Origin of the sequence: Chelativorans petroleitrophicus (genome assembly GCF_025398195.1) — a bacterium.
In the GTDB taxonomy this organism is placed as follows: Bacteria; Pseudomonadota; Alphaproteobacteria; order Rhizobiales; family Rhizobiaceae; genus Chelativorans; species Chelativorans petroleitrophicus.
Map to the genome: position 1 here is coordinate 1 of NZ_JAODNV010000027.1, position 23,877 is coordinate 23,877.

Consider the following 23,877-nt stretch of genomic DNA (forward strand, 5'->3'; position numbering starts at 1 on the left):
CTGACGTGACCTACATTCCGATGCGGCGCGGCTTCCTCTACCTCGTCGCTATCATGGACTGGTTCAGTCGCAAGGTTCTGGCCTGGCGGCTGTCGAACACCATGGATGCCGACTTCTGCGTCGCTGCCCTCGAAGAGGCGATCGCCCGGCACGGCAGGCCCGACATCTTCAACACCGACCAGTGCTCGCAGTTCACCAGCTTCGCCTTCACCACCACGCTGAAGGGTGCCGGCATCCGCATCTCCATGGATGGGCGCGGCCGCTGGATCGACAACGTCTTCATCGAGCGGCTATGGCGCAGCCTCAAATACGAGTGCGTCTTCCTCAGCGCATTCGAGACGGGCAGCGAAGCCCGCCGCGGCATCGGTTCCTGGATCGACTATTACAACCGGCGACGCCCGCACTCAACCTTCGGCGGCAGGACACCCGACGAGGTCTATGCTACGACCGAAATGATGGAGAAACTAGCGGCGTAAAAACCAACCCGATCCACCTTAGCCAACCCGCCAAACTGTCTCATCAGGCGGGACCACCTCAGTCCTTGCGCCGCCGGTAAATATTAACACGTGGCAAAATGCAGCCTGCTGCCCACTTTCAAAAGTGATCTCACCATCGATCCCGCAGTCGGTTCCGTGTGTGATAATCGTGCCTATCCGCAGATGAACGATCTTAGCGTACTGACTTAAATAATGACCAACCCCGGTTTTGTCCGATGCGTCCCATGAACCGATCATTTTCCAGTTCACGTTCTCGCTGAGATAGCCGAGTACTTCGGGCATCTGGCATAAAGGGCAACTCCACCGGAGCGGCATCCTTGAGTTCCGAGTTGATGATCTTCTTCGTCATGGTTGCGATCCTCGCCTTTCTGAAACTCACATTCGTCATGCCTGATTTTCGGTCACCGTTCCCCGGAACTCAGTGCAAGGCGTCCAACTCGGCGCCGATCATCCTGCCCACTTCAGAGACAGGAACACGCAGGAACCTTACCGTGGTCTTGTTGGCACTACGGTCGATTTCCACGCCCCTTGCGAACTCGCCGAAGTCGCAAAAGATCGGGATACCGTGCTCCGCAAACCCGTGAAGCGCTACGAGGTTCACCGCGAGATCCTTTGTGCGCTCCGGATCGAGGGCATCGGCCTGCAGAAGCGTGATCGTTTCCTGCAAGAGTTCCTGCTGGTACAGGGGAAGCCGGTGGGCGTTGGCTTCTAACTCAGCCCACAAGCACTCGATCACCGAATCCATTCCGGACTCGGTCAGCGGCACCAGCCGCGCACGCGGGCTCCCAGCAAGCCGCCCGATAAGCCAGTAGAGGTTCTGGTACTGGGGAAGGTAGCTCAGGCGCTCGTTTGTCATGGGACGCTCCTTCGTTCGTGGAGCGCCCCGTATCCGAAAATCCGCTAGCCTCGTAGGGTGACTGGCCAGTCACCCCCCTCGGAAGCTACGAGGGCTAATGTCGGCAAAAGCGACGTTCTGACAGCCCTCTGTGCAGTGCACTCTGTGCAGGATGCACCCCTTTGAGGATCTGGAAGCCAGAAGCGGCAGCAGGTTACATCTTTTGGTTCTGGGTCACCTGCCTGGGTGGCAGAAACCGCCGAAACCTAACAGGCTGTACCTTGGTTTCTGCCTCCTTTGGCTGCGGTGGAGGCGACACTGTTGGAGGTTCGTAAAGACGTAGACCAACGGCTCGCTGACGGCTTGCCTTGGAAGGCCTCGTGGGATCGTCGTGGTCCACGTATTCCTCAATCAGCCTTTCATAGTCCAGCTCGATGAACTTGTCCGGACGGGAGAGATCTGGCGGGGTTGCCTCGACCTGCGGAGGCAAAGTCCACACGCGATCGAGCGGCACCAGGCTGTCCTCATCGTAGAGGCCGGCTTCAATCGCTGCCTTGAGGTAACCCTGTGCCCTGCTCAAGAACCGGTCTAGGCCCATAACTCGCAGCATCGAGAGCCCACTGGGGTCTCGGATCGACTCTGCATCCTCGCCCAGCTTAGAGAATTAACCTGTAGCTGCAGCCCAAAGATGAGCTACGGGCCCGTACTTGCGGACAGTACTCCTCAGGGACGTTCTGTCCTCAGGCCACCGCCAGCGCTTGCTTTGTGTGTCAATAACCACAGAATCGGGACCCTGTTTTTTCTTCCAAAAGGGACCCCCTCAATGTGATAGAGGCACGGCAGTGAGCACCCGATCAGGCGTAGCTGGTCGGGGTTGCACAGCCTGATCGGGTGCGACTGAGTGCGGATTCCGAGCTGAAGCCGGCCGGCATTCCGATCAATTACCGGCCACCGTTCCGATTTGAAGCCGGCCACGATTCCAATCAATTGTCGGCCGTTTTTCGGCTCTAACGATACCCCCTGGGTCAGCAACTTTGGCATCAAGCCTCCCGGTACACGAGGAGATTTTGATGCCGGCGAAGAGAAGGCTGACCATGAGACAATTACGACAGATGCTCCGGCTTGCCGGAAGCGGAACAAGTAGCCGCGAGATTGCGGTGGTGCTCGGCGTTGCGCGCAGCACCGTGCAGGACAATCTGAAGCGGGCGGCGCTAGCGGGCTTGGCCTGGCCCTTGCCCGGCGAGCTGACCGACGATGCGCTCGAACATCGTCTTTTCGCCCGCGCCGGGGTCAAGCAGGGCCAGCGGCGAAGGCAGGAGCCTGAATGGGCTGAGCTTTCGATCGAGCTGAAGAAGCCGGGCGTGACGCTTCTGATCCTCTGGGAGGAATACCGCAGCGTCCATCCCGACGGTTACGGCTATAGCCGCTTCTGCGAACTGTTTCGCGGTTTCGAGCAACGCCTGTCGCCGACGATGCGCCAGGAACACGCCGCCGGCGACAAGGTCTTCGTCGACTATTCCGGAAAGAAGGTGCCGATCGTCGATCGCAAGACCGGCGAGGTCCGACCGCGCGGGATGCCCGGGCGGGTCATCCCCGAAAATCGCCTGGTCCATATATCCGACCCAGAGTCTTCCGTCCGGCAGATACAGTACCGGCCCGACACTGTCGCCGACGGAGAAGCTTTCCGCCCGTGTCATGTCGTCGGCTACCTTCGCGCGGGCCTGCTGCGGCGTACGCGCCCAATCGGCGCGGGCGCGCACATGAGAGAAATGCTGCCAACCGCGGCAAAGTTCATGCTCGCACACGCTTTGCAATCGGCTCCATGCCGATCGTCGGAAAGTCGGCCAATTCGCCAGATCGCGTCATGCAACAGGTCAGTTTCCATTTCCTGGCACAACGGGCCGCGCAGGTACGCCACCTTCGGAAAAATCTTTCGATACCCTTTTGGCTATGCGTTTGAACACGCTACGTGCCTCGGATACAGTGATGCCGTTGACGCGCGCAAACTCTTCGATCGAGACTGCTCGCGTTCTATAATTGGCAAGTCCTTCCGCAGCAAGGGTGACCACGTCTAATGGCTCCCTGATTACTTCCCCACTCGGAAGCATCGTTATTTCAGTTCGACCGGCGAAGAGGCCCGCATAGGAGTGCGCCTCGAGATTGTCCACTCCCAACGCTCGCATGCGCCGCGCAGCTTCTTCTGCGAGTTGTCGTTCCGCAGGCTTCAGCAGTTTATACAAGTAGTCAACGGTCGCCAGTTCGCGCAGGTTCGTCCTCGAGGCGGAGAGGTCTCCGCGGTATAATCCTTCCCACGCACGTTCTTCGGTCTCACGCAGGGCGCTGGGCAAATGGGCCAGGCGCAAATGCTCCGGCACCACAGATGGAACCGGAACGACGCTTTCGCTCGCGGGCGGCGGTATCCTGACCGTGGGGTCGTTCACGCCCGGCGGCGGTATCCTGACCGTGGGGTCGTTCACGCCCGGCGGTGGTATCCTGACCGTGGGGTCGTTCACGCCCGGCGGTGGTATCCTGACCGTGGGGTCGTTCACGCCCGGCGGCGGTATCCTGACCGTGGGGTCGTTCACGCCCGGCGGCGGTATCCTGACCGTAGGGTCGTTCACGCCCGGCTGGATTGCAGGACCGTCGCCCATTCGCGCCAGATCATCAGGCGACAGCTCGTCTACCACGATCCGTGAATCTGGTCGGGGAGCACGGGACTGGACTGCGAGCTCGGCCAGTTCCTTGCCCGAGCGCAATCTGCTTCCGTCGGTCGGGTCGAGGATGACACGACCGTTCTCCAGCAAACTGTGCGGCTGCGCCGCTGCGGGATCGAGTTCGACCGTTAGCGAGCCTTCCTGCAGTTCCTTATGCACCTGACGCGCTGTGGGATTCCCCGAAGCGGCCTCCTGCTCGATGTTCCTCAGCATGTCGTCGACTACCTGCGCGCGGGCCTGCTGCGGCGTACGTGCCCAATCGGCGCGGCCGCGCGCGGCGTCGTCGCCAAGCGTAGCGGCACGCCTTGCTGTCTGCGGACCGCTCACGGGCGGCGGCAGGGCGTCCGCCGGGTGTGGTGCGGCGACCCGCGCGACCGTCGCACCGCTGGCCTCCCGTCCGGCTGCGGTTGCAGCACTGTTGGAGACAGCCCCCTGACCGATGCCTTGCCGGATTCGGCTTGCCAGCGCACCAGCGCCCGATGCGACGGCATCCCTGGCCCGGCTTAGCCCTTCCGTCACGACCTCCACCGCCGCATTGTCGGTAACATATTTCGAACCCCGGCTGAGCGCGTCAAGGATCGGGGTTCCGACATCGGTTCCGAGCGCACGGGCGACGGTCTCGCTCGCTTCCTTGCCAACCGCAACGCGCGTCAATCCCGCAGCCGCTCCGGTCGTTGCCTTCCCTGCTACTTCAAGAATGCCACGTTCAGTAAGTGTCTTGCCGACGCCGAGGAATTCCCTGGCCGCCTTGCGGCCTGCTTCCCGCGGCAGCACGCGCAGCGCCGTTCCGGCGGCCTGTCTCGCGAGGATATTGGTGGCCGTCGTAAGTCCTGAGACAAGCTTGGCGCCCGTAATTGCCGTCGCCACGTCCGCCGCATAGCCTGCCGCTGCAAGGCGGGCGTTATCCATCAGCAGCCGGCTGGCGCCCTCTTCCTTCACCTGGGATATTTCCCTCAAATCCAGCAGCATGGCGCGCTTGGCGTCGGAGATTGACGGGTCGTTCAGCATTTCGTCGATCACGGCCTGGCGCGCGCGCGCCTCGGCGCGTTCGCCCAGGGCCACCCGCGTGGCGGCGCTGGTCTGATGCTGCATATCCGCTCCAATAGACAGATACTGCCCCGGCCCGGTAAATGCATCCCACCTGTCCATTCCCTTGAGCGCTCCTGCGATTTCGGCTTCCGCGCGCTTGGCAGCCTTTACCCGTATCTCGTCGGAAAGCTGCTGGCGCAACGCCGCCAGCTCGTCCATGGCGCGCGCCTCTTCCTCTGTCGGCATGAGCAGCTCGTGCGACTTTTCGTGATGCTCCTCCTGCTCGGCTATGATGCGCTGCATGGCTTCCTTGTCGCCGCGCGCCGCAGCCTCGTCATATTGCCGTTGCAGGTCGCGCGCCTTCTCTCGCGAGGCCTCGATGGCCTGCTGTCTTTCCCACTTTGCCTGGCGCTCGGCAGCACGCCGGTCGGCTTCTTCCTGCTCTGCCGCGATGTCCGCAAGCTTGCGCTCGGTCTCGGCCCAGGCAGCGGCATCTGCCGCTTCGCGCTCGGCCGCCTTGCGCCGTTCCTGTGCGGCGGCCGCATCGCGCTGCGCCCAGTTCAGGAGCATTTCGTCGACGTCGCGCTCGGAATTTGCGAAGCGACGCTTCATATGCTCCGGTAGCTGGTCCCAATCCGTGCCGCCGATCACCTTCTCGAAATAGTATCGGCCCGGCTCATAGGGAAACGGCACATGGCCCTGATGTTCGACCAGATTGCCATGCTTGTCGAAACGGGCAATCAGTCTATTGCCGGAGCGGTCGGTTTCGACGACGATGGTGCCTTCTTCATCGGCAAGCGTGGCCGAAAAATTGCCGGCGCCGGTGACCCGCTCCACCCACCCGTTAGGCCTCTGCGTCACGGTTTCGATCAGTTTCCCTTCCGCATCTCGACGCTCAGTCACGATCGAGCCGTCCGGCTCGACCGTCTGATGCGTGAAACTGCCGTCGGGCTCGCGCACAATATGGTCCAGCGTTCCGTCTGGCGAGAAGGTGGTGGTGCTCTGATCGCCTTCCGGCCAGAATCGGTCCGTCGTTAATGTGCCGTCCGGCCAGAGCGTGCTTTCGCGTATATCTCCAAATGGATTGGCTTCCAGAATGGTTGTCGCGCCGGTTTCCGGGTCGATGATCTCGGCCAGCGCGCTTTCGGCCACACTGCCGTCCGGCAGCCGCCAGCGGAGGAACCATTCACCCGGCTCGTCACCGGGCAGGATCTGGAAATCGAGCCCTTCGGGCAATTCGGCGCTTCCAGTCCCCGCCGGGTTGCACAGCGTCAGGTTTGCCGGCCCTTCGGCAGCCAACAACCCGTTATCTGCAAGGGGCACCGGAATGGACGACAGCGAGCCTCCGGCTTCTTCGGACCCGGCGCCGCTCTTTTCCTCCCTGGGTCCGCCCTCGCGCTTGCGAATCGCATCAAGGAGCTTCTTGCTTGCGACCATGGTCTCGCTGGGCTGCGGCCGGTCGGGGGCAAAGGGCAAGAGATTTACGTTGAGCAGCCCTCCCTCGTTGGCGTCCGGCGCATCCGCGGCGGTTGCGGCCGCCTCCGCAGGGGCCGGAGCTGAGCCGGCCGGCGGTACGATTGCCTCGAAGCCCTTCAGCCTGGCTTCCATCAAGCGGCTCTCGCGAATGGCGCGCGTACGCGCTTCTGCTGGAAGGCCGGGATCGCTCCTGAATTCCGGCTTGTCGAGTTCAAGCTTCACCCGCATGGACCCGTCCGGCAACTCTTCCACGACGGGCGTTACCCTGACCTTGTAGGTCGCACCGATCCAACCTGCGTCGCCTGCATTGGCGATCTTGTCGGCGACGCAGTCCATGGCGCCGACGATTCCGCCTCTGCATTCGACCTTGGGCTGAGGCGAATCTTCGTAATATGAGAAGATGACTTCTGTCGGCTCACCCCGACAGAGCCTGTCCTGTGCCATGGTAGGCAGGGTCAAGGCGATCAGCGCAACGGAACCGAGAAGCGGTGATTTCTTCATGGCTGCCCCCTATTGCACGCCCCGTGCGAGGCGGCTGGCGAAGAGATCGAACTGGAAGGAGCGGCGATCGTCGAAGAGCGCGAGGTCCACGTCGAGAACCAGGCCGGACAGATCGTCGGCGGCAAGCCCGGTGGAAAACCGGAAGTAGCCTTCCGCGTCAGGAGCTTCCTTTTCCGTGAGGGAGATGCTCTGCCCGTCCCGGAAAAGCTCGATGCGCTCGATCAGCTTGCGCCCGTCCACCACATAGGCATGATGAGCCCAGTGGTTGCGGTCGCCGCCGGTGGCGATCATGTCGGCGAGGCCACCGAAACTGTTGTACCATGCAGCCTGCGTGAGACGCACGCCGATCTCGAGCTTGCCGTCTTCAGCAATCGGGCGCACTTCGAGATGCCCGTTGATCGCGCCCGTATAGGCTTCTTCCGGCAGGACACGGCGCAGCACGTAGACGCGTCGCTCCACACCGTCGTCCACGACACTGTTGATCGCACTATCGCCCGCCTTGGTGAAGGCCCGGAACATCGCGATGAGTTCGTCACGGAACGACGTCCAGAACACGTGATCGAACTGTCGCCAGGCGGCAACCGCCACATCCACTGGTGCGGCCTCAAGCGGCGTGTGGTAGAAGCTTTCGCGAAGTACTTCCTTAAGCTCCTCCACTGTCGAATAGACCGCAAACCAGTCGCCGGGCGGTTCGTTCTTCATTTGGCCGTTGTAGTAGGCGCTGGCGGCTTCCCGGCTCGGGCGGCAACCTGAAAGCCTGAACCGGGCATAAGCGGCAGCGCTGGCATAGGCCTGACGTTCATTGACGTAGGACTTGGAATTCCGGACCCGGTACTCCTTCCGCGACTGGGCATAGGCGTCCACCATCATGTCGTAAAGCGGTGCGAACTCCGCCGCGCCGCGCAGCCGCCAGTTCACGCAACTGGTCCTGTGGAGGTCGGTAATGGTGCCCCATTCATTTTGGCTTTCCTCGACAAAAGGCCTAGGATTGACCGCAATGCTCGACAGCACGGTTGCTAATGAGAATTTCAGGTTCCCCAGTCCCTGGTTGAAAGCCTCTGCCACGCTCGCCTTCTGCTCCACGGTTCCGAAGACCATCAGATGTGCTGCGAAGGAGACCGTCAGATGTTCGAGAAACCGATGGTAAAGGTCCGGGTTCGGACTGGCGGCCTCGTTGTCCTCCAAAGCGCGCCGCAGAGCAGCGGCGGCGATGTCGGCAATGCGCGGATCGTCGAGCCCGATCAGGCGCTGTGCGACGTCCTCCCTGACATTGGCTGAAAGAGCGGCGAAGCGCCTTTCGTCGGACGCCAGGGCGAACAATCGCTCTTTCGCCCCTGCCACGCCATAAAAGTCGAGCAGCGCCAATGCCGCCACCGCGATATTTGGATCGGGCCCATCGGCGAAGGCGGCGACGCGGCCGTTGGCCAGCAACCCAAGCCTGTGTTCGAGATAGGCCAGATGGATGAGCGGTCGTTCGGCGCCGAGCGCGTGCCCTGGATCGACAATAGCAGCGATACGTGCCGCATCGTCAGCCGTTCCGGCACTGGCCAGGATCTCAAGGGCTTTCTCGATGCCCGTCCACCATGCGGTGAAGCGGTCAAACTCATCCCCTCCGGCGTCCGGCCTCACCAGCGCCATCCTTATCGAAATGTGGCGCCGCGCTGCATCGAGGGCAGCCGCAACGTCCGCATCGGTCGCCTCGGGGCGGCGGAAGGTCCGTGCGTAGTAGTTCGGATGGGCGTAATCAAGGATGACGCTGGCGCGGAAGACCTCCCGCACCTTGTCCGCGGCAATGGGACGAAAAAGCGTGAAGCGGCTGGGCTCATCCGCGGTCAGATTGGCATCGAGCCAAAGAGCTTCGGGGACCTCGACCCGCGCCGTTGCGCTGCCCCCCTTCACCTCCAGCTCCGCCGCCAGGGCGGCATCTTCGCTGAACTCGACGAAATAGCGGCCTGCCGGAACGGGGACGGGCGCGCCATCTCCGGATTGGGCCACGACCTCGAGGCTGTCTGCGCCGACCACGTTGAAGGGCGCCGGCCGCGATCTTCCGGCGCCGTCAGTCATATCCAACGAAACCATGGTGATCGTTGGCGCCATTGCCCGCACGCGCGCGGCCGCCCTCTCGAGCCGGTCGCTCGTTCCGCCGTTCAGAAATTCGGTGGATCCGGCCTTCAGTTCCTCGGCAAGGGCGGCATCGTCGGTGATTGCCCGCGCCATGCGCCTCGTGTCATCGTCCGGCAACACTCCGGGGTCGAACTTCTTTTCCGGAAACATCACACAGTCGACAACCTCGATCTTCCCCGACTCCTTTTGGCCGACCAGCACCGGAACCGGATCCCGTTCGGCCGCCATGACGGATTTTTCGAGCCGGACCCGAACATCCTTGCCGTCTGCGATCACGGCAGCATTGCGCCTGGACACGAAGATCGAATCCTTCCCGATGAGGTCGATGCGGTCGACCGCGCGCAGGGCCACCCCCTTGCCGGCAGCGACGCGCACGTCGTCGAGCGTCACATGGGACACCTTTTCCCCACCCCAGTGGTCGAAATAGATACCCCAATCCAAGCCGCGGGCTTCGACGGCGCTCATCCGCATGGTCGTGCCGGCCTCGAGATTTGCGACGAACGCGTGCCCTTTGCTGTCGAAGCGGGTCCTTTCGATCTCGGCGCTGCCGGCGATTTCGAGGTACATTGCGGTGTATTGCCGCGCACCGAACTCGCTGTCGACGACCCGGATCTGCGCGGCCTCGCCCTGCACCCTCGTGCCCGCTGTGCCGATAATTCGAGAGTGTCTGATATCGACCTTCTTCGCTTGTTCGACGTGCAGCGCCGTGCCCTTCGCTGCGTCGATCTCGGTGTCTTCGATGCTGGAGTCGCTGTGCTGCACGAGGACCAAATATTCACTCGAGCCGGTGATCCTGGACCGGACGAGTTCAAGCGAGCCGTTGTAGACACGTACCTGCCGGAACGACGCGCCTTCGATCAGGCAGCCGCTGCAGCGGATAGAGCCGCCATCAGCGAGCAGCCCCCTCTTGGACGTATCCGAACCCGAATCGAATGCAAGATCCGAGAGTTCAACGCGTCCGCCTTCCCGTACCACCATGAGGGCTTCGCCTTCACCCGGCACGATTACCGCTCCGGGAGCGCCCTCAATGACAATGCGCTTGCCGGCGACTTCGACCGGCCCGGCATAGCGGCCCGGTTCGAGCCGGATCACGTCGCCGTCTGCGGCCTCAAGGACCTTTTCCGCCAGATTGTCGCCGTTTCGCAGCGTGATCGTCTCTGCAGCCGCCGCGCCGCCAAGCAGCATCACGCTCGCGGCCGCAAGTCCAAGCCGAATGGAATTGCGCCAGGAAATCAACATCATGTCCCCCCCCCCCTCGCGTGACCTAGTGGGAGACCTCCGGTCTCAGGTCGCCAAGCCTCGCCTGGGTGGCCTTACTCCACAGGGTGGTCCGGTTTCAATTTTAGAGCGTTTCCGACGATTTGTGAATCGAGTGGATTCCTTTTGGGGCTGCGTTGTGATTCCAGGTGGTGGCTGGAGAGGAGGCCAGCACCGGATGACAGCACCTCTTTCCAATGATCTTCGCGAGGGGGTTGTGGGAGCGATCCTTGCCGGGGAAAGCTGCCGATCGGCGGCGGCTCGCTTCGGCGTTGCCGTGTCGTCGGCAGTGAAGTGGGTGCAGCGCTACCGGGCGACCGGTTCGGTCGCGCCCGCCAGGATGGGCAGCCGCCTGAAGTTGCGGCTGGAGCCGCACCGTGACTTCATTCTTGAGCGGATCAATGAGACGCCGCACCTGACGCTGCATGGGCTGAAGCGGGAACTGGCGGCGCGCGGGGTGAAGGTCTCGCACGACACGGTGTGGCGGTTCCTGCGACGCGAGGGGCTGCGCTTCAAAAAAGACGCTGTTCGCCCTTGAGCAGGCCCGCGCCGACATCGTCCGCCGACGACAGCGCTGGCGCGCCCTTCAGCCCCGCCTCGATCCGACCCTGCTGGTATTCATCGACGAGACCTTGGATCAAGACCAACATGGCGCTCCTCTACGTGGCGATGACGCGGGCAAAGGACAGCCTGCACCTGATCACACCGCAGCGCTTCTTCGTCCACGGTCAGACGGCGAGGGGAGACCAGCATGTCTATGCCTCGCGCACCCGCTTTATCACGGACGCCATGCTGGAGCGGTTTTCACAGATCTCCTGGCCGCCTCCAATGGCAGATCATGGCGGGCAGCCGCCACACCCGACCGTTCGCGTGGATCTGAAAGCACGTATGCGCGGCGTGTGGCGGTAGTGCGAGAGTCAGCGGCCGTCAAGGTGATCTTCGGCGACCTTCTTGCTATTCCCCCGTTGAGAAAGCACACGGCCCTCCTCCAGACGGGTGGAATGCGCCCATCCGGGCGAGCGGCGGCCCTCGCGAAGCGGAATCCTTCCTAGGGGCGGTCTTCCACGATGCGGGCGATCAGGCGCACGCCGATCGGGATCAGGTCGTCGTCGAACCAGAAGCGCGGGTGGTGCAGGGGCATCGTCCCCTTGTGACCGAGAAAGATGTAGGCGCCGGGAACGATGGCGAGCATGTCGGCCAGATCGTCGCTGCCCATCGAGGGTGCGGGGGTGGTGGAGACATGTTCCTCGCCGACGATCGCGCGCGCAGCACGCGCGGCGGTCTCGGCGGCTTTCTTGTCGTTGACGGTCACATCGAACACGTTGCGAATGTCAACCTCCGCCTCGACGCCGAAGGTCTGCGCGCAACCCGCTGCGATCCTCCTGAGCTCCTCGCCAGCCTGTATGCCGACTGCGCGGGAGAAGTATCGGATGCCGCCGCTCAGGCGCACCTCCCCGGGGATGACGTTGTAGGCCGAGCCGGCATGGATGCGTGTGATCGAAACGACCGCTGCTTCGGTCGGATCGATGGTGCGACTGACGATCGACTGCACGCTCGAGATCAGGCTACCAGAGGCGACGATGGGATCGCGCGAGCGATGCGGCATCGCTGCGTGGCTGCCGGTCCCGCGAAGCGTGATGTCGAAGAAGTCGGCGCCGGCCATGATGGGTCCCGGGAAGACGGTGATCTGGCCAAGGTCGAGGTCGGGCCAGTTATGGAAGCCGTAGAGTTCGTCGCAGGGGAAGCGCTTGAAAAGCCCATCTGCGATCATCGCCCGCGCGCCGCCGAGGCCTTCCTCGGCCGGCTGGAAGATGAAGACAACCGTTCCGCTGAAATTGCGGGTATGGGCGAGATAGCGGGCGACGCCGAGCAGGATCGTCGTGTGCCCGTCGTGGCCGCAGCCGTGGAATACGCCGGGGGTGGTGGAGGCGTAGGGAAGTCCGCTTTCCTCCGGGATCGGCAATGCATCCATGTCCGCGCGCAGGCCGATCGTCGGCCCGGTGCCTCGCGAACCGTGGAGAACACCGACGACGCCTGTCGTGCCGATCCCTGTGTGGACCTCGATGTTCCACGACCGCAGCAGATCGGCGACGATCCGCGATGTGCGCTCCTCCTTGAACCCGAGCTCCGGATGGGCGTGGATGTCACGCCGGATCGCGACCAGATCCGGTACGAAACTATCGATCAGTGCACTGGCGTTCATGATGCAGTCGGCTCGCTGGGTTGGACGGAAGCTACAGCCTTATGGACAGGCCGAATCGGGGCGGCGCTATCGTTGCGGCCTCCTGAGGAGGGCACGAACCGCGATGGCGCCAACGCAGAGGACGGACACCAGGAAAATCGCGCCCGACATGGCGTAGATTGTGGGCGATGCGCCGGCATTCATCTTACCGAACAGCACCACCGGCAACGTGTTCTGGCGTCCGGCCAGGTAGAATGCGCGCGTGAACTCGTTGATCGAGAGCAGGAAGGAAAAGATGAAGGCGCTGACCAGGCCAGGCGTGATGAGCGGCAGGGTGACGTCGCGAAACTGCTGCCAGCGGCTGGCGCCGAGGTCGGCCGCAGCCATCAGGAAGGAGCGGCGTACGGCGGCGAAGCTCGTCAGGATGACGATGAAGGCAAAAGGCATCGCCCATAGAAGGTGCCCAGCCATAACGGTGAGGGCAGATGCCTTGATTCCGGTTCGAGTGAGGATTGTGGACAGGGCCAGACCCTGGATGACGCCAGGGACGAACATCGGCAGTACCACGACAAGGAACCAGGTCGCGCGCCGGGCATGCAGTTCGACATAGGCGAGGGCGGCGAGCAGCGAGAGCAGGGTCGCGGCGACGGCGGTCCCGGTCGCAATCACCAGCGAATGCCAGAGCGCGGCAAGCAGCGCGCGCTCGCCGGCGAGCGCGGCGTACCAATGAAGCGTCGCTTCCGAAGGAGAAGGCAGGCCAGGCTGCAGCGAAGGGTTGAACGACACGCCGAGCAGATAGAGGGGCGGCGCATAGATCGCGACGAAGCCGAGGAGGGTCAGCGTCCAGACGACGAAACGTGCAAAGGGCTCGTCGCGTGTCATTGGGCGCGGTCCTCGAAGAGGCGGGCCAAGCCGAAGGTCCAGTTGCCGATCAGCACGAGACCCAAGATCACGGCGAGCACGATGGTGGAGATGGCGAAGGCAAGTGGATAGTTGGCCACGCGCATGACGTCGTTGATCATCACCGACACGATGCTGGCGCCCGCACCTCCCAGCATCTGCACTTCGGTCGACGAGCCGGCGACCATGACGAACACGAAGAGGAAACCGGCGAAGACGCCAGAAAGGGTCAGAGGCAGCAGGATGGTGCGCAAGACCGTCCAGAAGCCGGCGCCGAGGTCGCGCGCGGCGGACAGAACGATGCTGTCGACGCGGCCCATGGCAAGCACCAGCGGAAAGGTCGCGAACGGCAGATAGGACGCCACCAGCCCCACCATCACCGCGAAATCGCTGAAAAGCAGCCAGTCTATCGGCGCCGACGTCAGTCCGACATCCTGCAGGAAGGTATTGACCACGCCGGTGCGGCCGAGGACCAGCCGCCATGAGAAGGAACGGATCAGGTAGGACGTAAAGAAGGGGATCGTCATCAGCGCCAGGAGCACGACGGCGAGCCGCCGGCTGGCGAGGAAGGTCACGGCATAGGCCGTGGGGTAGGCGATCACGAGGCAGATGAGCGCGGCCAGCAGCGCCTTCACCAGCGTCGACAGAATGACCGTCCAGCGCCCCGCTTCGAGGATTGCCGCGTAGCCGGCGAGGCTGAAGTCCGGCTTGATCCAGTAGGTCGAGGGATCCCAGGCCCAGAAGCTCCACACCACCACCACCGCGAGCGGCGCCAGGCCCAGCACGAGAATGGCGGCGAGAGGCAGGAAAACCAGGCCGAAGATGGTGGACGGGGACGCCTTCATGCGCCGGCTCCGCTAGGCCGGCCGCGGGCGTTTTCCGCGGCCGGGACAGGTTTCATCAGGCGTTGCGCAGCTTCTGCCACCATTCCTCGTAGAGCTGGAAGTTGTCGGGGCGGCAGTTCTGCCAGGCCACCTTGCCGCTGAACTTCGCCTTCACGTGGTCGGCAAGCAGCTTCACCTCTTCCGGCGAGTATTCGTCGGGATGCTCCTCGGCATAGGCGAGGTTCTTGTCGGTCGGCACCATGTAGCCGCGCGACTTGCCGAGTTCGCAGCCGTAGAAGCCGCCAAGCAGGCCGTTGACGAACTTGTGCGCCACGTCTGCCATGCCGCGCTCGACGGCGCCGTTCAACAGAACCGCGTTGTTGCCCCAGCCTTCATAGCCCTCGACTGGAGCGGCATATTCGACCTGCAGGCCTCGCTTGCGGCCCTCGTAGACGATCGGCTCCCAACCGGTCATGGCGTCGACTTCCTCGTCGGCGACGAGTTGGACGCCCTGCTCCCAGCCGTTCCAGAAGGTGCGGAACTGGCCGTCCCTCTTGTGCTTGATCAGGAACTCCATGACCAGGCCGAGTTCGGCCTCGGTCAGGTTGCCGGGATCGCCGATCGGCTGATTCTCGGACTCCTTCAGGTACATGGCGGCGAAGACGGCGCTGTTGATCCAGGCATCCTCCATCGCCACGCGGCCCTTGAGCTTGGGATCGAAGATCACGCCGTAGCTGTCGACCTTACCCAGCTTGTCCGGGCGGTAGATGATCGAATCCGCGTTCACGACGGTGGGGATGCCGTACTGCTTGCCTTCATGGGTCAGGTAGGGAATGTCCTTCGCCCACTGCCACACGCTTTCGTAGTTCGGGATCTTGGAGACATCCCAAGGGGCGATCAGACCCTGGCGAGCCAGCTCCCTCTCGGCGCCGCCCTGGAAGCCGCCCAGATCGAAGAGGTCGTTGGCGTTGCCTGCCGCGAGGCGCGCCACAACGGGACCGACGTCGTTGCCGTTGTCGGTGAACTCAGGCATCACGCCTTCCTGCTCAGCGAACTGCTGCCACTTGTCGCCGATGTCGAGCGTTGCCGTGGCCCAGAACGCAATGGTGGCATCCTGCGCCATTGCCATGCGCGGCAGCCCGCCCATTGCCATGGCTGCAGCACCCGATCCCATGAGTTTCAGCATATCACGCCGCTGCAGATTGCTACGCAGAGCGTCTGGCACTTTCCATTTCGTCATCGTCATTCCCCTTCATTAGTTGCCGGCATGCACGCCGGTTCCTTTCCGGCTAACCCGCCTCGGGCATCCCGGAACTCGAGATTTCGATGGCCGCGCCCGGCTTCATGCCGACCTTCATCGCCGCGCCGACGGCAGGAATGTCCCGGTCGGCGGGAATGGCCACCACGATTGTCTGGCCGTCCGCGAACGCCAGCTTCACGTCGCGATGCAGCCCTCGGAACACGCTTTCAACGACGGTCAGCGTTGCGCCCGGCAGGGGGGCCGCGCCGTCGCCGACGACAAGGCGGTCGGAACGGACGGCTATGACCGTCGACCCGGACTGGGCCGTCGTCGCGAGTTTCACAGGCAGCTTCTGGCCGGCGATCGTGGCGATGCCCTCGTCACCATGCCGCTCCACCGTTTCCGGCCTGAGCAGCGCCTCGATGCCGACAAAGCGGGCAACGAATGCGTTGGCCGGCTGATCGAAGAAGCGCTGCGGCTGGTCGACCTGCTCGATGCGCCCCGCATGCATCACGGCGATGCGGTCGGAGAGGCTGAGCGCCTCGTCCTGGTTGTGCGTGACGAGGATGAAGGTCGCTCCGGTGCGCTTGTGCAGTCGCCCGAATTCGTCGCGCATCTGCTGACGGAGGCCTTCGTCGAGGCCGGTCAGCGGCTCGTCGAGTAGCAGGATGCCGGGTTCCATCACCAGCGCTCGCGCCAGGGCGACGCGCTGGCGCTGGCCGCCGGACAAGAGGTTCACGTCCCGAGGACCGAAGCCGGCGAGCTGGACCAGCTCGAGCGCCTCGGCGACCTTGTCGTCCAATACCTTGCCACGGAGCCCGCGCAGGCGAAGGCCGTAGCCGACATTCTGGGCCACGGTCATGTGCGGGAAGAGGCCGAGCCCCTGGAATACCGTATTGACGGGACGCCGGTTTGCCGGAATGCCCGCCATGTCCTTGCCGTCGAAGGTGATGCGGCCGGCGCTCGGAGCGTCGAAGCCGCCGATCAGCTTGAGCAATGTGCTCTTGCCGCAACCGGACGATCCCAACAGCGTGAAGAATTCGCCGGCCTTGATGTCGAGGCTGACGCCGTCAACTGCCCGTAGGGGGCCGAAATGGCGAGAGACGTTGTCGATGCCGATCGCTATGGCCATGTCAGCTTGCCGTTTGTTCCCGGATGAGCAACACGCCCTCGGCCGTGACCTCCAGGACTTGCCGTTCGAGAATCAGCGTCGTCGTGGTAGCCTCCTCGACGAGCAGCGGTCCCTCGATCACCGCGGCCGGTGGCAGCTTGCCGCGGTCGTACACCGGGCAGGTCAACCAGCCAAGGCTGCTGCCGAAATAGACGTCCCGATTGCCGCGCAAGGCCGCGTCCACGGAACGGTCCTCGTCGCTGATCCTGGGCATGGCAATGACCGGCCCGCTCAGCACGGCCTCGAGGTGAAGTCCTGTGATCTCGATGGGAGAGGCCGGCAGACGGAAGGTGTAGGCACGTTCGTGGCTCGCATGGAAGCGGTCGCCAAACGTCTCCTGCGTGTCTCCGTGTTGGAAAGTTGCGAAGACGCCGTGTTCCTGGCCCTTGTAGCGGGCCTCAACCCTATAGGTGAACCGGATATCCGCGTCCGCGCCCTTGGCGAAGTAGGCGACAGCCTCCTGCTCGAGCTGGCGGAAACGCCTGGACAGCTCTTCAACGGCATCCGGGGACAGCGCGGCGAACCAGGTACCGCGGAAATCGGCACGCGGCTCGGCCGCCAGCATGCCCCAAGCGGAAAAGATACCCGGATGCGGTGGCACGACCGTGGTCTTCACGTTGAGGTCGCGGCCCAGCCGCGCCGCGAGTGCCGGGCCAGCGCCGCCGCTGATGACCAGCGCGGCCTCGCGAGGATCGTGTCCGCGCTGCACTGTCACCAGCTTGAGCGCGTTGATCATGTTCGCATGGGCGATCTCGATGATCGCCATTGCGGCGTCCTCGACGGAGAGCCCCAGTGGCTTGGCGACCGTCTCGATGGCGGCGATGGCCTTTGATTTGTCCAGCTGCATCGTGCCACCGGCGAAATTCGCCGGATCGAAGACGCCGATCGTCAGGATCGCGTCGGACAGCGTTGGGCGGTCGCCGCCCCGGCCGTAGCAGGCGGGGCCGGGCTCGGAACCGGCGCTCTCCGGTCCCACTTTCAGGACACCGCGCTCGTCGATCCGGGCGATCGAACCGCCGCCGGAGCCGATTTCGACGATGTCGACGACCGGCACCTGCACCGGGTAGCCGGGCTCGATGCGGGTGTGTTCGAGCTTGTACTCGCTGTTGAGCGTCGGACGGCCTTCGTGGATGAGCGAGCACTTCGCCGTCGTACCGCCGACGTCGAGCGACAGCACCTCCGTTGCGCCGATCACCTGTCCGATTCTGGCCGCGCCGGCAACACCGCCAGCTGGACCCGATTCGACCAGCGTCAGCGGGCTTTGCGTCGCCTGGTCGAAGGTCGAGATGCCGCCGTTCGACTGCATCGCATAATACGGGCAGGTCAGGTCCTGCCGTGCCAGAGCTTCCTCGAGCCGAGCAAAGTAGTGCTGGATGATCGGCTGCACGTAGGCATTGAGGACGACAGTGTTGGTACGCTCGTATTCGCGCCACTGGCGCGACACCTCGTGACTCGCGCAGACCGTCACGTGAGGAAGGGCGGCGGCCAGCGCGCGGGCGCACTGGATTTCGTGGTCAGGGTTCACATAGCTGTGCAGAAACAGTACCGCGATGGCTTCGACCTGGAACTCGCGGCACTTCTGGACGATCGGTTTCAGACCGGAGAGGTCGAGCGGCCGGATGACATTGCCGCGGGCGTCGATGCGCTCGTCAATCTCGAAGCGCAGATTGCGAGGCACGAAGGGCTCGGGGCTGTGGAACTGCAGGTTGTAGAGGTCAGGCCTGTTGCCTCGACCGATCTCCAGCACGTCGCGGAAGCCGGCGGTGGTGACGAGGGCGGTGCGTACACCCTTGCGCTCGGTAATGGCATTGATCACCGTCGTGCCGCCATGCGCAAAGAAGATGACATCGCGGCTGCGCAGACCGTCCTTCTTTTCGGCCATCGCAATCGCGTTGAGGACGCCTTCGGACTGGTCCTTCACCGTCGTCAGGCTCTTGGCCGTGAACACTTCTCCCGTCCGCTCGTCGTAGCCGACGAGATCGGTGAAGGTTCCGCCGACATCGGTGGCAAGACGGATCATTCTACACTCCCCGGCACGAAGCCGTAAACGCGTGACGCTTCTTCCTTGCTGATCAGGCCCTTCAGCACGTCGTCCTCGACGAGATGGCGTTCGCGTTGGGCAGGGTCGCCCCAACCGCCACCACCGCCGGTGACGATGCGGACCACGTCGCCGCGATTGAGCGGGATGTGCGGGTTGCGCCCGTAGCTGCGGACCGAATTGCCCCCGTCGGAGATGATCTGCACAACATTGGGCGATCCCTCGGCGCCGCCATTCATGCCCCAGGGAAGCGTCTTCGTGCGACCCAGGCTGCAATAGGCGACAGCGTCATCGCCCAGGATCTCGTAGTCGCGAACGACGCCGAACCCGCCGCGCCGCCGGCCGGCACCGACGCCACCTTCGACGTTGAGGGCGTATTGCCTGACGATGATCGGGAAGCGCGCCTCGATGGCTTCGACGGAGTAGTTGTAGGTGTCGCCATCGGTCAGCGCGATCACTGCGTTGGCGCCGTCGCGATCCTCGCTTGCGCCCCAGCCGCCATGCTGGGGCTCGATATGGACAAAGGGCTCACCGGAATGATCCTTGCCGGACAGGTAGACGACACAGAGGCTGGAATAGGAACCCGCCGAGAAGCGGGACGGCACCAGCGGCGCCAGCGCCTTCCAGACGAGTTCGGAAGCATGCACCGAGCCTTCGTAGTACCAGCCAGTCGGCGACGGCTTTTCCGCAGTGAAGATCGTGCCAGGCTCGGCAACGACTTCGAGCGGACGGAACCAGCCTTCGTTCGACGGCGCCTGCGGCGCGACAAGTGCCTTCACGATGGTGCGCGTTGCCGATTGCAGGGCGCCGCGCGCACAGTTGATGGGGCCGGCCACCGCCGGTGGGTTGCCGCTGAAATCGGCGATGATCCGGTCGCCGGCGATGGTGACTGCGACCTTCACCCGGATCGGGTCCTCGGTCACGCCGTCGCCGTCGATCACGTCTTCGGCGTGGTAGGTGCCGTCGGGCAGGGCGGCGATCGCGGCGCGGCTCTGCCGCTCGCTGCTGTCGAGCAGGTTGACGAAGGCCTGCCGTACGATTTTCTCGCCATACTTCGTCGCCAGTTCCGTCATCCGTCGGGCTGCAACGCGCACGGTGGCCACCTGGGCGGTAAGGTCTCCGAGGGCGATTTCCGGGAAACGGACGTTCTCGCCGATGATGTGCAGCAACTCATCCGAGAACACGTCCGAGCGAACGATCTTCACGCCCGGCAGGCGGAGCCCTTCCTGAAACACCGACACGGCATTCGGCGCAAGGCTGCCCGGGACCGACCCGCCGACGTCGAGATAGTGGGCGACATTGATGGCATAGCCGAGAATAGCCCCGTCGAAGAAGATGGGCTTCACGATGGCGAAGTCGCAGGCGTGTGTGCCGCCTGAATAGGGATCGTTGGTGAGCAGGATGTCGCCATCCGCCAGATTGCCCTTGAAGCGCTCAATGAGCGCCTTCACCTGGGTCCCGAACGTTCCGGTGAACAGCGTGATGCCGTTCATCTGGGCCACGAGTTCGCCTTCGGAAGTGAGGAGGCCGCAGGCAAAATCGAGCACTTCGTAGATGACGGGGCTCATGCTCGTGCGCGCCATCACGATGCCCATTTCATCGACGGTCGCGATAAGCTTGCCCTCGATGATTTCCTGGGTCACCGGGTCGACGGATACGGTAGTCACGACAGCTAAGCTCCGGCTTGGGAACGGACCGGAGCAGACTATGAGTCGGTTACTTCGAGTGGTAGCCGGTCGGATGGGTAGGGTGCGCCAGCGGCGCAACCCTACCCGAACGGGTAGGGTTCTTCAGTACGAGGTCGCGAGCAGCCATGACCGCGGCTGTCCGCGTGTGCACGTTGAGCTTCGCGTAGATGTTGCGCAGGTGGAACTTCACCGTGTTATCGCTGAGCGCCAGGCGGCGGCCGATCTCCTTGTTGCTGACACCGGTGCAGAGCAGTTCGATGACATCGCGCTCGCGGTCGGTCAGCCAGCTTGCTGGTCCGGCCGCGGATTCCGCTTCTTCCGGCGTCGTGTCACCGAGCAATGCCTGCAGACGTTGCCTGACGACGTCCGGAAACGCCGTAGAACCTGCCAGCCTGTTCAGGCCGACAAGGAAGGCATTGCCTTCGATCCGGACAAGCGTCGGGCAGTCTGCGACCGGCGTAGACAAGAGCAGGTCGGAAAGCCGGGCTGCGGCGCGCGAGGTATCGCCCTCTGAGAGCATCAGGCGAATGTCGAGAAGCGCCAGTTCGATCGATCGCAGCATATGGGGCTTCTGCGCCTGGCGGATGCGCAGCTGGTCGAAAGTGGCGCGCGCCCGCGCGGTCTCGCCCAGCGCAAGAAAGAGCCGGACCCACAGAAGCGCCGGCGTCGTACCGCGAAGGTGGGTCGCGAGGTTGTTCGCGCGGTCGGCATCGATCGCCTTCGTGCCGTAGCCGTTCGCCTCAGCATAGCGGACGGCTGCTTCGACATCGCCGCTGGCGAGGAGCAGCGCAGCCCGCTCGCCGTCGATGAGGCGCGTCAGCCGCTCGAAGCCGCGCCGCTGGGCCGTTGCACGCGCCCGGTCGATGGACGCATGCGCGGCGACTTCGTCCTTCCGGATACGATGGATGCGCTGCTGGCTCGTGAAGCCCGCAGCGAGCAGGTCGAACCAGGTGTCGTGCCTTTCAAGATGTGGCAGCGCCCAGGTGAGCATCTCTGCAGCGCCGTCGATGTCGCCTTGGACCGATCTCAGTTCGGCCTTCAGGACCTGGCCGACGGCATCGAGGTCGCTTCCCTTGCCGATGTTGGACTGGGCTTCCTCGATGAGGCGATCGTAGGACGTCCCCGCATCGACAAAGTCGCCGCTGAAGAACGCCGCCTGTCCGACATGGGTATGGAGGTGCATCGCACCGAACTCGGCACCGCCGCTGCGGAAGGCATGGATTGCCAGCCGACCATAATGCGTGGCGCGGTCGAGGTCGCTGCGTATCAGGTAGTTGTAGGATAGCATGTTCAGCGCCAGGGCGCGCGTGACGATCTCCATGTCGCGCATGTCGAGGAGGTCGTTCTCGAGTGCGGCGAGGTCGGCGGAGCTCACCCAGCGATCGGTGTAAAGGGCGACCAACACCTGCACCACGCGCAGGTCGCGCCGGAGGTCTGCATCGTTGCAGCCTGCGACGGCGTGCTCGGCAATTGCGAGATATTCGTCGGCGAGGGGCAGCTGCCCGGCCTTGGCGCTCACCACCGCCAGTCCTAGCGTCGTAAGGGGATAGCGCAAGAGGTCGATCTCGGCGGCGCGCGAGAGGATGGCGTGAAAGATTGCCGCCCGGCCCTGGCCGGTCGAATAGACCTGACGCCAGCCGCCCGCGGTCTCCACAATGCGTGCCGCCAGATCGACGTCGTCGCACAGGAGCGCGTGGCGCATGGCGGCCTCGCTGTCGCCAGCCTGTTCCAGCCACAGGGCGGCCCGACGAACCGGCTCCTTCTGGTCCAGATTGCGCCGGGTCGCCTCGTCCTGCAGGAATGCGTGGAAGACCGGGTGGTAGCGCAGCCATTCGCCGCGACCGGCGATCCGGGTGACCGGAAGGGCGTGGCCGGCGAGCTGGGCAAATTCCACCGCCATTTCTTCGCCGGGGAAAATCGCCTCGACGAGTTCGCGGCTGAAGGCCGGCAGGCATGCGGTGAGCGTGAGGAAGCGCTGCGTCGAGGCCGGCAAATTGGAAAACACCTGTTCCGACAAATAAGCGCCCATCTCGGTATTGGCGCCCGAATAGGAGGCAGGGATGGCATCGCCGCTACCCTTGTCGTCGACAAGCAAACGAACCATCTGCAGCGCGACCGCCCAGCCTTCGGTACGACGATTGAGGCTGCGGACCTGTTCCCCCGAAAGGCCCGCGCCACTGCCGGCGAAGAACTCGGCGGCTTCCTCGTCGGTAAATCCCAGGTCGTCCGTGTTGATCAGCCTCAGTTCGCCGCTCACCCGGAGTGCGGAGATGGGGAAGCCCGGCATGCTCCGCGACATCAGGACAAATTTCACGTGTGCGAGCGAGCGGTCCGCCAGAAGCCTGGCTAAGACGCTCTCGGTCGCGTCATTCTGCGCGAAGTGATAGTCGTCGAGGAACAGCACGACGGGCCGGTCCAGCTTGCGTAGCCGTGTTCTCAGTACCGCAAGCAGGGAGGAGGGGGCCAGGCTGCTCGCGTCGAGCGCTCCGCCCTCGGGCGTGAGCGGCATGACGGCATCGAGTATCGCCAGTATGAATTGGCTCTGCTCCCGGTGCTTGGGATCGAATGCTATCCAGGTTACCGGGTAGCCTTTCCTGCGCAGGACATCGTACCATTGCGCGCCGAGCGACGTCTTGCCATAGCCAGCCGGCGCCTGGATGACGGTCAGTCGCCTTGGGCCCGCCTTCTCCAGCGATTCCAGCAATGCACGGCGCGGGACGATATGGTGCCCGCCTGCAGGAGGTTCAAATGGGTTGGGCTCGAGCATTCCCCTCTTGTGCAACTTGGCCCCATTCGTTGCAAGGCATCGCGGAGCGGGCTCGGGCAATGGGGTTGGCAGATCGCTTGGCGTGAACTCATTGGGTCGCCGCCAGCACCTTGGCCTTATTGGGGGCGAGAAGGCGCGCTCGTTTCGGGCATCCGGGCAAACCTTGCCTGTTTTCTCAAAAGGGGCGTCATCGCTGCTCGGACGGAGCTCTGGCCGGAAACGGTGCGGGGGCTGCTGGTGCATTCCGCAGAATCGCGCGCCGGGCGCAGATATCGATATTTACACGCCCATCGCTAACCAGCTCACGGTGTCAATCCCGGCGGCGCAACGACGCCCAGACTTCAATTCGCTCTCCTCGCCGTCGTCACTTTCATGTGCAGCGTGAATCCCTCGGCGAGGGGTTTTCTAGTTCTTGCCGGAGCTGGATCGTGGAGATCAGACGCCCGCCAGTCACAAATCCCAGTTTCTACGTGGTCGCGCCAGATGAGAAGGACCGCTTTCAGGTATCGGCAAAAGTTGCTTGAACGGCAGGAACGGGGCGCGAAGCGGACATTTCGGCCACTTTGAAGACGTTATTCGTTTCGATGCGAAGGCAAAGTTTGCCCGAAGATGTCTGCCGGGTGCGAGGGGCGGG

At 63.7% G+C, this 23,877-nt stretch carries 14 protein-coding genes and 2 pseudogenes; 3 read left to right on the forward strand and 13 right to left on the reverse strand.

Going from position 1 to position 23,877, the window contains the following annotated elements:
• Positions 1 to 476 (forward strand): IS3 family transposase (locus NYR54_RS18000; protein ID WP_261517110.1); only part of this gene is annotated, 476 nt, incomplete at its 5' end.
• A 193-nt stretch (positions 477 to 669) separates the two neighbouring features.
• On the opposite strand, the gene NYR54_RS18005 is transcribed toward NYR54_RS18000, so the two are convergent.
• From NYR54_RS18005 to NYR54_RS18025, 5 genes are all read right to left on the reverse strand, one after another.
• A complete protein-coding gene (locus tag NYR54_RS18005) occupies positions 670 to 846 on the reverse strand; it encodes a hypothetical protein (protein ID WP_261517111.1) in 177 nt (58 codons plus the stop codon).
• Positions 847 to 915: 69 nt separating this feature from the next.
• The gene (locus tag NYR54_RS18010) at positions 916 to 1,353 is read right to left on the reverse strand and encodes a hypothetical protein (RefSeq protein ID WP_261517112.1); all 438 of its coding nucleotides are present in this window, start codon (positions 1,351 to 1,353) and stop codon (positions 916 to 918) included.
• 1,190 nt (positions 1,354 to 2,543) lie between these two features.
• Complete coding sequence (locus NYR54_RS18015) at positions 2,544 to 3,092, reverse strand: hypothetical protein (protein WP_261517113.1); 549 nt, start codon at positions 3,090 to 3,092, stop codon at positions 2,544 to 2,546.
• 114 nt (positions 3,093 to 3,206) lie between these two features.
• Entirely contained in the window at positions 3,207 to 7,052 is a 3,846-nt protein-coding gene (locus NYR54_RS18020) for a hypothetical protein (protein WP_261517114.1), read from the reverse strand.
• 9 nt (positions 7,053 to 7,061) lie between these two features.
• Positions 7,062 to 10,418 (reverse strand): right-handed parallel beta-helix repeat-containing protein, encoded by a 3,357-nt coding sequence (locus NYR54_RS18025; protein WP_261517115.1) that lies wholly within the window; start codon positions 10,416 to 10,418, stop codon positions 7,062 to 7,064.
• 193 nt (positions 10,419 to 10,611) lie between these two features.
• On the opposite strand from NYR54_RS18025, the pseudogene NYR54_RS18030 reads away from it, so the two are divergent.
• Positions 10,612 to 11,093: pseudogene (locus NYR54_RS18030) on the forward strand (helix-turn-helix domain-containing protein); the annotation flags it as partial.
• Positions 11,085 to 11,342: pseudogene (locus NYR54_RS18035) on the forward strand (ATP-dependent helicase); the annotation flags it as partial. The pseudogenes NYR54_RS18030 and NYR54_RS18035, both read left to right, overlap by 9 nt.
• A 139-nt stretch (positions 11,343 to 11,481) precedes the next feature.
• Here NYR54_RS18035 and NYR54_RS18040 read toward each other — a convergent pair.
• The 8 genes from NYR54_RS18040 to NYR54_RS18075 all read right to left on the reverse strand — a co-directional run bounded on the left by NYR54_RS18040 (position 11,482) and on the right by NYR54_RS18075 (position 23,243).
• Positions 11,482 to 12,636, reverse strand: coding sequence for a M20 aminoacylase family protein (locus NYR54_RS18040; protein ID WP_261517116.1), 1,155 nt, complete (start codon positions 12,634 to 12,636; stop codon positions 11,482 to 11,484).
• A 66-nt stretch (positions 12,637 to 12,702) separates the two neighbouring features.
• Complete coding sequence (locus tag NYR54_RS18045) at positions 12,703 to 13,497, reverse strand: ABC transporter permease (RefSeq protein ID WP_261517117.1); 795 nt, start codon at positions 13,495 to 13,497, stop codon at positions 12,703 to 12,705.
• A complete protein-coding gene (locus NYR54_RS18050; RefSeq protein WP_261517118.1) occupies positions 13,494 to 14,360 on the reverse strand; it encodes an ABC transporter permease in 867 nt (288 codons plus the stop codon). Before NYR54_RS18050 ends, NYR54_RS18045 begins: the two co-directional genes overlap by 4 nt.
• 55 nt (positions 14,361 to 14,415) lie before the next feature.
• A complete protein-coding gene (locus NYR54_RS18055; protein ID WP_261517119.1) occupies positions 14,416 to 15,579 on the reverse strand; it encodes an ABC transporter substrate-binding protein in 1,164 nt (387 codons plus the stop codon).
• Between the two features lie 49 nt (positions 15,580 to 15,628).
• On the reverse strand, positions 15,629 to 16,711 hold the full coding sequence (locus tag NYR54_RS18060) for an ABC transporter ATP-binding protein (protein WP_261517120.1): 1,083 nt from the start codon (positions 16,709 to 16,711) through the stop codon (positions 15,629 to 15,631).
• 1 nt (position 16,712) lies between these two features.
• On the reverse strand, positions 16,713 to 18,770 hold the full coding sequence (locus NYR54_RS18065) for a hydantoinase/oxoprolinase family protein (RefSeq protein ID WP_261517121.1): 2,058 nt from the start codon (positions 18,768 to 18,770) through the stop codon (positions 16,713 to 16,715).
• A complete protein-coding gene (locus NYR54_RS18070; RefSeq protein ID WP_261517122.1) occupies positions 18,767 to 20,455 on the reverse strand; it encodes a hydantoinase B/oxoprolinase family protein in 1,689 nt (562 codons plus the stop codon). Before NYR54_RS18070 ends, NYR54_RS18065 begins: the two co-directional genes overlap by 4 nt.
• Before the next feature lie 49 nt (positions 20,456 to 20,504).
• Entirely contained in the window at positions 20,505 to 23,243 is a 2,739-nt protein-coding gene (locus tag NYR54_RS18075; RefSeq protein WP_261517123.1) for a winged helix-turn-helix domain-containing protein, read from the reverse strand.
• Positions 23,244 to 23,877: the final 634 nt, after the last annotated feature.

Bases quoted from the DNA above. Each gene is read 5' to 3' on its own strand.
- NYR54_RS18025 (WP_261517115.1), bottom strand. From the start codon at position 10,418: ATGATGTTGATTTCCTGGCGCAATTCCATTCGGCTTGGACTTGCGGCC.
- NYR54_RS18075 (WP_261517123.1), bottom strand. From the start codon at position 23,243: ATGCTCGAGCCCAACCCATTTGAACCTCCTGCAGGCGGGCACCATATC.
- NYR54_RS18050 (WP_261517118.1), bottom strand. From the start codon at position 14,360: ATGAAGGCGTCCCCGTCCACCATCTTCGGCCTGGTTTTCCTGCCTCTC.
- NYR54_RS18055 (WP_261517119.1), bottom strand. From the start codon at position 15,579: ATGACGAAATGGAAAGTGCCAGACGCTCTGCGTAGCAATCTGCAGCGG.
- NYR54_RS18040 (WP_261517116.1), bottom strand. From the start codon at position 12,636: ATGAACGCCAGTGCACTGATCGATAGTTTCGTACCGGATCTGGTCGCG.
- NYR54_RS18060 (WP_261517120.1), bottom strand. From the start codon at position 16,711: ATGGCCATAGCGATCGGCATCGACAACGTCTCTCGCCATTTCGGCCCC.
- NYR54_RS18020 (WP_261517114.1), bottom strand. From the start codon at position 7,052: ATGAAGAAATCACCGCTTCTCGGTTCCGTTGCGCTGATCGCCTTGACC.
- NYR54_RS18065 (WP_261517121.1), bottom strand. From the start codon at position 18,770: ATGATCCGTCTTGCCACCGATGTCGGCGGAACCTTCACCGATCTCGTC.
- NYR54_RS18010 (WP_261517112.1), bottom strand. From the start codon at position 1,353: ATGACAAACGAGCGCCTGAGCTACCTTCCCCAGTACCAGAACCTCTAC.
- NYR54_RS18005 (WP_261517111.1), bottom strand. From the start codon at position 846: ATGACGAAGAAGATCATCAACTCGGAACTCAAGGATGCCGCTCCGGTG.
- NYR54_RS18045 (WP_261517117.1), bottom strand. From the start codon at position 13,497: ATGACACGCGACGAGCCCTTTGCACGTTTCGTCGTCTGGACGCTGACC.